Here is an 8,561-nt window from a genome sequence, read left to right as displayed (position 1 = left end):
ACCCAGTAGCACACGGCAAAAAGGATGGTGGTGGCTAGGAAGAAGAAGACAATGCGCGGAATCGGCGTGTAGAGTTCCTTGATGCCATTCCACTCATGGCCGGTCGTGACCTGTCCCGTGACGGGATCGCGCTCGCCTATTTCCATGACTTGTCATCTCCGTCGAGAATGCTGTCTTTCGCCCTTTCAAACCGCTTCTTGTTCGACGGCCAGAACGTGTAGACGAGGACGCCAACTGCCATCGCGATCAGATAGAAAAGGCCCCAGCTTTTGGAGAAGCCGACGACGGCTTCGTGTTCCCAGCTCATTCGCCGTCCTCCGGCTGGACGACAATTTCCGCCTGGGCGGCGCCAGTCAGGCGGCCAAGGATCTGCAGATAGGCGACCAGCGCGTCCATTTCGGTAACGGTGGCCGGATTGCCGTCGAAGGCCCTGACCTGCGTTGCTTGCCCGTAGCGCTTGATAACGCCGGCGGCGAAATCACCATCCGGCGCGGTTTGGCCGAGCGCATCCTGGGTCGCGTTGGCGATCATGTCGTCGGTGTAGGGAACGCCGACGTCCCGGAGCGCGGTGAGATGCTCGCCGAGGTCATCGATGCGCAGCGGATTGTCGCGCAGCCAGCCAAATTTCGGCATGATCGATTCCGGAACCACGGCGCGCGGGTTGATCAGGTGGGCGACCTGCCAGGCGTCGGAATATTTGCCGCCGATGCGAGCCAGATCCGGACCGGTGCGCTTTGATCCCCACAACATCGGATGATCGTATTTCGATTCAACGGCGAGCGAATAAGGGCCGTAGCGTTCGACTTCGTCGCGCAATGTCCGGATCATTTGCGAGTGGCAGGCGTAGCAACCCTCGCGCATGTAGATGTTGCGGCCGGCCTGCTCCAGCGGGGTGTAGACCCGCATGTCCGGCGCGTTCTCGACTGTGTTGTCGATGGTGAACAGCGGGGCGATTTCCACGAAGCCGCCAATGCTGGAGACGACGACGATGGCAAGGACGAAGCCGATGGCGCTGCGTTCGATTTTGCGGTGGAACTCTGGCATGGTCCTCACTCCGCCGGCTGGGCGACAGGCGCCAGATGGCGCTGCGGCGTGTCATCGCCCGGTTGCAGCGCGGCTTGCGAATGGCCGCGGATCGTCATCAGCATGTTGTAGGAGCCGGTGATGGCACCGAGCAGGAACAGCAGCCCGCCAAAGGCGCGCGCGATGTAGTAGGGATGCATCGCCACCATGGATTCAATGAAGGAATAGGTGAGCGTTCCGTTCTCGTTGTAGGTCCGCCACATCAAGCCTTGCAGAATTCCGGAATTCCACATGGCGAAGACGTAGATGACCGTTCCCGAGATCGCCAACCAGAAATGCACCTCGACCAGCCTGGCCGAGTACATCCGTTCGCGCTTCCAGAGTGCCGGCACCAGACAGTAGAGCGAGCCGAAGGTGATGAGCGCCACCCAGCCCAGGGCACCGGCATGGACGTGACCAATGGTCCAGTCGGTATAGTGGGAAAGCGCGTTGACCGGACGGATCGCCATGAACGATCCTTCAAAGGTGGTCAGGCCATAAAACACCGCCGCCGCCATCATGAAACGCAGCGTGGCGTCGTCGCGCACCTTGTGCCAGGCGCCGTTGAGGGTGGCGAGCGCGTTTCCCGCCGAGGCCCATGACGGCACCAGGAGGACCAGCGAAAACGTCATGCCCAGCGTTTGCACCCATTCGGGCAGGGCGGTGTAATGCAGGTGGTGTGACCCGGCCCACATATACATGAAGGTGATGCCCCAGAAGCTGATGATCGACAGCCGGTAGGAATAGATCGGCCGACCGGCCCGCTTGGGCAGGTAGTAGTACATCATTCCGAGGAAGCCGGAGGTGAGGAAGAACGCGACGGCGTTGTGGCCGTACCACCACTGGACCATCGCGTCCTGGACGCCGGAAAATGCCGAATAGCTTTTGGCGTGGCCGAACGACACCGGCACGGCCAGGTTGTTGACGATATGGAGGATCGCCACGACCAGGATGAAGGCCATGTAGTACCAGTTGGCGACGTAGATGTGCGGCTCCTTGCGGCGAGCCAGCGTGCGAATGTAGATCGCGAAATACACCACCCAGACGATGACCAGCCAGATATCGGCGTACCATTCCGGTTCCGCATATTCCTTCGACTGCGTGACGCCCATGAAATAGCCGGTCGCGGCCAGGACGCAGAACAAATTGTAGCCGAGCAGGACGAACCAGGGACTGAACTGGTCGGGCAGCCGGGCGCGTGAGGTCCGCTGCAGCACATGGAAAGACGTTGCGATCAGCGCATTGCCGCCAAAGCCGAAGATCACGCCGCTGGTATGAACCGGCCGCAAGCGGCCAAAACTGGCCCAGGCCGCATCGAATGTCAGATCCGGCCAGGCCAGCAGGCTCGCCACCCAGACGCCGAAGAACATGCCGACCATGGCCCAGATCATGGTGAGGATGACGCCCACCTTGCTCGGGTCGTCATAATAGTGATCCAGACGTTCGGCAGACGGTTCGGGGGCGTAAAACACTGAAAGCAGGACGAAGATCATCGCAATGCTTGCAACCACGATGATGAAGCCGTGCACGCCGATCGGATCGCCGCGACCCGCTGCCGCCATGGCCAGTCCGACCATGGTCATCAGGATCAGCACGACGATTGAAAGTTGGCGTTCGCCGGATGTCAGTTGAGCGAGCATGTGCGTCCACCGTCAGATGCCCCGTCAGGGCGAAATCGTCCCTCGGGTTTCGCATGGGTGCGCGGCCGCTGATTTGATCTGGCGCAAACGCGAGCCGATTTCACCAAGAAGAGGTTGTCGCTTTTCGAGCGGCGGGCGCCGGGCAAGTGTTCCTGCTCAGCCGTCCTGGACAGCCGAAACGCTATCAGCCGGCGGAAGGCGAAAGAACATCGCCAGCTTGAGGCTTTTCGCAATGCGTTCGGCTCGATCGACAAAGACCGCAGCCGTTTGCGGGGCAAAGAGCGCTGCCGCTGTCTCCCCAAATATACCCAGCCAGATGTCGAAATCGGCCTCGGTCACGTCCTTCAGTTTCAGATGCGCAGGCACCGGGCGCCCGTGATAGTCGCCGGTCTTGAGAATGACGGAACACCAGAAGTCGGTCATTTTCTCGAGGTGCGGCTCCCAGTCGCCGGTGATCTCACGCGCGAAGATCGGCCCGAGCCGTTTGTTCGTCCGCAGTCTGGAATAGAATTCGCGGACCAGCGCGCCAATGCTCGCCCGGTCAACTCCCGCATCGGCCAACGGCTGCTCGGCAGCCGGCCGCGCCTGATCGATGGCGGATGAACTCATGGTGATCCTTTCGGCGATTGTGTTCTCTCCAAGCCTCGCCTCGAAACGCGGCATCCGCGCGTCAAGAGAATCCAAGACGGCGCAGGGTGGCTCGCACGACGTTGAGCCGTTCGCGGACAAGGCGGAAACCCAGATTGTCTGGCGGCGTGCCGACCGCACAGCCACCACTTTTCCCGTCCCGGATGAAGTTGGACATGTATGTGCGGTGGAACCCCTCCACGACATGCACCCCACAATTGTCAATCGAACTCACAATGGTGATGCCGTCAGCGGCTACCGCTGCGTGGAGGTAGCAGGTCGATGTCCATTCCCAGACATTGCCCGCGATATCCGCCAACCCTTTTGAGTTGGTACCAAACGCTCCCTGAAACCTCGGCTCTGGATCCGATTTACGTCCGAGCGAAGCCTCGGTGCGATACTGGGCGAGCCAGCGCAGCGCCGGATTGTTGGGATCGCCGGCGCCGCCCTCGATGTCGCCGTGGAACCGTTCGCTGGCGGCGTAGGCCCATTCCTCATCTGTCGGAAGCCGCCAGGTCGCGCCGGTCTGGGCCGAGAGCCAGGCCGCATAGGCCTCGGCGTCGATGTGGCTAACGCCGGTAACCGGCAAATTGCCGCTGCCCTGAGTGTCAGCCGCCTTGCAACTGCCGGCGTTGACGCAATGTCCGTATTCGGATGCACTCACCTGGTACTTCATRATCTTCAGCGGAGCACCGACCCTTGCCAGGATGCGCGGCGCTGCGACAGGATGGCCTTCGCCGAGGAATTCACCTGGTTGAGGATGGTCGAACGATCYGGGCGCGAGGGTCACAAGTTCGGGGCTCGCCATGAGCGAACCGGCTAACCTATCAAGCGCGCTGGTCGCGCCCATGACGATCAACGCGGCAGTCGCGATACTTCCGAGGGCAACGATGGGATTGAAAGACATGGCGTTTCGTCCGGCGCGTACGTGACCTTGCGCGGATGGCGCAAGGTCGCGTCGATGTTCAGGATCGGATCCTCGTCACTATGACGTAATGGCCCTTGGGGCTTCGACCTGCTTCATCAGGTCGTCATCCCAGGTTCCGTCGACCGTAAAATGCGCGGTCGCGCCAAGTTCCACGGCCTCGATCAGATTGTGGTTCACGTAGGCGTAGATGCCCGGCTGCAGGAATGTGTACAGGGCCGAGCCGGCCGAGCCACCGCGAATGAACCAGGTCTCCAGGTCCTTTGCGGGCGGGTTGGCGAACTTGCCTTGCTCCCAGACGTAATCGCCGTGCCCGCCGATCAGATGCGGCCGCGTATCGCGGTTGGCTTGCGAATGGACGATCAGAACAGTCTCGCCGACCTTCGCCTTCATGGCGTTCTCGCCGGTCAGCGATCCTGCCTTGCCATTGAACACGACGTGGGTCGGGATCAATCCGCGCAGGACCTTGACGGTGTCGTCGTAGTTGTCGCCGGCGGTATCGTATTTCTTGAATTTGCCCTGCTCGTCGCGAGGGACGTAGAAGTCGTTTTCGCCGATATAGTAGATGCGGTCGTAGCGGATGGATTTGCCCTTGTCGTCCCTTAGGCCGTCACGCGGCAGCACCATTACCGCACCGCTCATGCCCGACACGACGTGCCACGGGATCATCGGTCCGCCGGGGGCGCAGTGGTAGACGAACGTCCCCGTGCGCGTTGCCTTGAAGCGCAGCGTTACCTGCTCGCCGGGGTTGATCAGGGTCAGCCCGCCGCCACCAAGCGCGCCGGTGGCAGCGTGGAAGTCGATGTTGTGCGCAAGCGTGTTGGTGTCGGGATTGATGAGGGTGAGCTCGATATAGTCGCCTTGATGGACAACCATCAGCGGACCAGGGATCGAGCCATTGTAGGTCATTGCATTGAGCTGCGTCCCATCGGCGTCGATGACGACGGGCTTCTCCTCGATTGTCATGGTGAACTCGACGACTTTCGGACCGTCCTTGGCCACCTGGTCGTGCTCGTGGACGAAGGGTGGCGCGACAAGGGTGACCTTTTCGCGCGGCAGTCCGGCCACTTCCTTGGCGTTCGCCACAGCCGGCATTGCGCCGATCGCCGCCACCGCGGCTGCAGTAAGGACAGATCCCAGCAGAGCTTCACGTCGCGTAAGCATTTCAATCTCCTTGTGCGTCAACCACTTGATGCGCTGAGATTAGCCTGTTTGCGGGAACCGTCTTTGCGCTGGCGCAAACCGCACTTATTTCCGGGCGACTGTCGAGTTGGCGGGAGAGGGTCGTGCGGAGCGCTCTATACGAAATAGGCCGGACTGGACCTCCCCCATGGTCCGTCCGGCCGTTTCCCTCCGGCGATCGCCAACCGGAGGGTATCTATGGAGGGTCAGTTGGAGGCGGCTTTCGTCGCCTCGCCGAACAGCTCCGCAAACACCGTTTTGGCTTTGCCGGGCTGCTTGACCGCCTCTGCAGCGTCGAGGTTCACAGGCTTGCCGACGACGATCAAGGCAACCATGCCCATGCCGTAGTGGGGTGCGCATTTCACGCCGTAGACGCCTTCCTTGGTTAGGGTCACGGTGATCTCCTCGCTTGCTTTTCCCTTGAAGGGGTCAGCGCCGTCCGGCAACATTCCCTTGATGGTTTCGGCATTGTGGGTTTTGTCGGTTGGCACGAACTTGATCGTGTCTCCGGCCACAGCTTTTATGTAAGCGGGCTGGAAGACCATCGAGCCCTTGTCGCCCTTGTTGAGCATCTGGACGACGTGTTCTTCAGCGCTTGCCGAGCCGGTCAGAGCGAACAACGCGATGGCCGCGGCGATCAGGGGCAGTTTCATGGAATAGTTCCTTTCCTGGGTTCATCACGGCATCAACCGTTGCGGCTTTCTACGCTGGGGGATGGCATTGCGATTTGCGCTGGCGCAAACCGGCGCACGAAATATCCGGATATGACGCGGCCATCCGGCACGCCGTGAGGAACTACGGCCCGCTTGCTTGCCTCGCGGGCCAGCGCTCCTTCCCATTCTGTTCGGGACGAACGGAAAAAATGCGCTAAGTGACAGGTGTTCAGTTACGTTGGCTGAGCTTGGCAGCATCCTTTCAGCTCAGCGGTGACCAATTTCATGCCAGCGCGGGACATTACCGGTATCAAAGGACGCTTCCTGCAAGCGGTGCTGTCTCGCCGTTTCGAAGGACGCGATGGCTATTTGCTGGCGATTGTCATGGTCGCAGCCGCTGTCCTGATCCGAATTCTGCTGCAAGGAGTGCTCGAAGACCGGGCGACTTTTACTCTCTTTACGCCTGCCATCCTCATCGCCTCGATCGCCGGCGGCATCCGGCCCGGGCTGTTGTCCGTGGCGCTTTCGTTAGGCGGAGCATTCTGGCTGGACAATTTTCAGCACGATCTTGCCCACAATCCGGTTGAACTCGTCGTCTTCGCCTCGGTCGGCCTGGCAATCGCCTGGATGGGCGAAATGCTGCACCACGCCAGCAAGGCAATCGATCGGGCCGAAAGCGCGCTCGATGCTCGCGAGGCCCATCTTCGCTCCATTCTCGATACGGTGACCGACGCGACCGTCGTCATCGAAAAGGACGGCACGATCGTTTCGTTCAATGCCGCCGCGGTTAGGCAGTTCGGCTATGCCGAAGAAGAGGTCGTCGGAGAGAATGTGCGCCTGCTGATGCCGGAGCCTTATCGCCACGAGCATGATGGCTACATGCACAGGTACCTGACCACCGGGGAAAAACGGATCATCGGAATCGATCGCGTTGTCGTCGGACGACGCAAGGACGGCTCGACGTTTCCGATGAAACTGGCGGTCGGCGAGATGAAGTCGGGTGGCAAGACGTTTTTTACCGGCTTCATCCGCGACCTTACCGAGCGTCAGGAATCGGCGGCGCGTCTGCATGAAGTCCAGGGCGAACTGGCGAGGTTGGCACGCCTCAACGAACTTGGCGAAATGGCCTCGACGCTCGCCCACGAGTTGAACCAGCCGCTTTCGGCGATTGCGAACTACGTACAAGGCTGTGCCCGCCTGCTGCGCGACATGGATGACGCCGTGGCGGCCAAGATGCGGTCTGCGCTGGAGGAAACCGCGCGGCAGTCGCTGCGCGCGGGGCAGATCATCCGCCATCTTCGCGAATTCGTCACCAAGGGCGCCACCGAGAAGGCGCCGGAGAACCTTCGCAGCCTGGTGGAAGAGGCTGGGGCCCTGGCCTTGGTGGGATCGCGAGAACGCGGGGTGCGGACGGTGTTCGACTTCGCGCCCGGACCGGCAACCGTGCTGGTCGACCGCATACAGATCCAGCAGGTGCTGACCAACCTGATGCGCAATGCCATGGACGCCATGCACGACAGCGCGCGCCGCGAGCTTGTCGTGCGCACCCATGCCGCGCAGGATGGCGAAATCGCCGTCGTCGTCGAAGACACCGGGCCAGGGATTTCCGAGGAGATTTCCGGCCAGCTTTTCAAACCCTTCGTGACGACAAAGCCTGGCGGCATGGGAATTGGACTGTCGATCTCCAAGCGGATCGTCGAAGCGCATGGTGGCACGATGACGGTGAGCCGCAACGCTGCCGGTGGCGCGACGTTCAGGTTCACGCTCCCCGCATTTACGGAAGAGGACGCGCATGGAGACGGGTGACTACATCGTTCACATCGTCGATGACGAGGAAGCGGTCAGGAAGTCGTTGGCTTTTCTGCTCACAATGTCCGGCTTCGCCGTCAAGATGCATGAGAGCGCAACCGACTTTCTGGTCGCGGCTTCAAGCATCAGAAATGGTGTTCTGGTGACCGACCTGCGCATGCCTGACATGACCGGGGTGGAGCTTTTGCGAAATCTCGTGAGCGCCAATGCCGCACTTCCAGCCGTTGTCATCACCGGTCACGGCGATGTCCCCATGGCGGTCGAGGCGATGAAGGCCGGCGCCACGGATTTCATCGAGAAGCCGTTCGAGGACGTTGTCCTCATCGAAGCCATCCAGCGTGCGGCCGAACAGCTTGTCGACAAGCCGGTGGAGCTCGACGATGTCGCTTCGATCCAGACGAGGCTTGGGCGGCTCAGCGACCGTGAACGCCAGGTTCTCTCGGGCGTTGTGGCTGGATTGCCCAACAAGTCGATCGCCTATGATCTGAATATCAGCCCACGCACCGTCGAGGTGCACCGCGCCAACGTCATGGCCAAGATGCAGGCGACAAGTCTGCCGCAGCTCGTGCGGATGGCATTGGCCGCCGGTTTCGGCCCAGCCTGAATTTCGCCCAATCTGAATTTTGCAAGGATTGATCTGGCGCAAGGCATCAGGCGCCATAT

10 protein-coding genes are annotated in these 8,561 nt (G+C 61.0%); 2 read left to right on the top strand and 8 right to left on the bottom strand.

The genetic code is table 11. From position 1 onward, the window contains the following. The 8 genes from AC1DX0_RS26225 to AC1DX0_RS26190 all read right to left on the bottom strand — a co-directional run. A partial coding sequence (locus tag AC1DX0_RS26225; protein ID WP_477357344.1) for a cbb3-type cytochrome c oxidase N-terminal domain-containing protein occupies positions 1-146 on the bottom strand: 146 nt, incomplete at its 3' end. Beyond that, positions 137-307 carry a cbb3-type cytochrome c oxidase subunit 3 gene (locus AC1DX0_RS26220; RefSeq protein ID WP_477222566.1) on the bottom strand — a complete coding sequence of 57 codons (171 nt, stop codon included), beginning with the start codon at positions 305-307 and terminating at the stop codon, positions 137-139. The genes AC1DX0_RS26225 and AC1DX0_RS26220, both read right to left, overlap by 10 nt. Further along, entirely contained in the window at positions 304-1,044 is a 741-nt protein-coding gene (gene ccoO, locus AC1DX0_RS26215; protein WP_477222565.1) for a cytochrome-c oxidase, cbb3-type subunit II, read from the bottom strand. Before ccoO ends, AC1DX0_RS26220 begins: the two co-directional genes overlap by 4 nt. A gap of 5 nt (positions 1,045-1,049) precedes the next feature. Next, entirely contained in the window at positions 1,050-2,702 is a 1,653-nt protein-coding gene (gene ccoN, locus AC1DX0_RS26210; RefSeq protein ID WP_477222564.1) for a cytochrome-c oxidase, cbb3-type subunit I, read from the bottom strand. A 156-nt stretch (positions 2,703-2,858) separates the two neighbouring features. After that, on the bottom strand, positions 2,859-3,311 hold the full coding sequence (locus AC1DX0_RS26205) for a group III truncated hemoglobin (RefSeq protein ID WP_477222563.1): 453 nt from the start codon (positions 3,309-3,311) through the stop codon (positions 2,859-2,861). A 61-nt stretch (positions 3,312-3,372) separates the two neighbouring features. Continuing rightward, positions 3,373-4,236, bottom strand: coding sequence for an SUMF1/EgtB/PvdO family nonheme iron enzyme (locus AC1DX0_RS26200; protein WP_477357342.1), 864 nt, complete (start codon positions 4,234-4,236; stop codon positions 3,373-3,375). 78 nt (positions 4,237-4,314) lie between these two features. Next, positions 4,315-5,418, bottom strand: coding sequence for a copper-containing nitrite reductase (nirK, locus tag AC1DX0_RS26195; protein WP_477222561.1), 1,104 nt, complete (start codon positions 5,416-5,418; stop codon positions 4,315-4,317). A 224-nt stretch (positions 5,419-5,642) separates the two neighbouring features. Further along, positions 5,643-6,089, bottom strand: coding sequence for a pseudoazurin (locus tag AC1DX0_RS26190; protein ID WP_477222560.1), 447 nt, complete (start codon positions 6,087-6,089; stop codon positions 5,643-5,645). A 285-nt stretch (positions 6,090-6,374) separates the two neighbouring features. Here AC1DX0_RS26190 and AC1DX0_RS26185 point away from each other — a divergent pair, with 285 nt between their 5' ends. Then, on the top strand, positions 6,375-7,895 hold the full coding sequence (locus tag AC1DX0_RS26185; protein WP_477222559.1) for a PAS domain S-box protein: 1,521 nt from the start codon (positions 6,375-6,377) through the stop codon (positions 7,893-7,895). Then, on the top strand, positions 7,882-8,502 hold the full coding sequence (gene fixJ, locus AC1DX0_RS26180) for a response regulator FixJ (protein WP_477222558.1): 621 nt from the start codon (positions 7,882-7,884) through the stop codon (positions 8,500-8,502). Before AC1DX0_RS26185 ends, fixJ begins: the two co-directional genes overlap by 14 nt. Positions 8,503-8,561 lie beyond the last annotated feature (59 nt).

This window comes from Mesorhizobium sp. P3_A9, from assembly GCF_056402975.1.
Note: the sequence above shows the minus strand (reverse complement) of the source record. Positions and strands in the feature narration are given on the sequence as shown.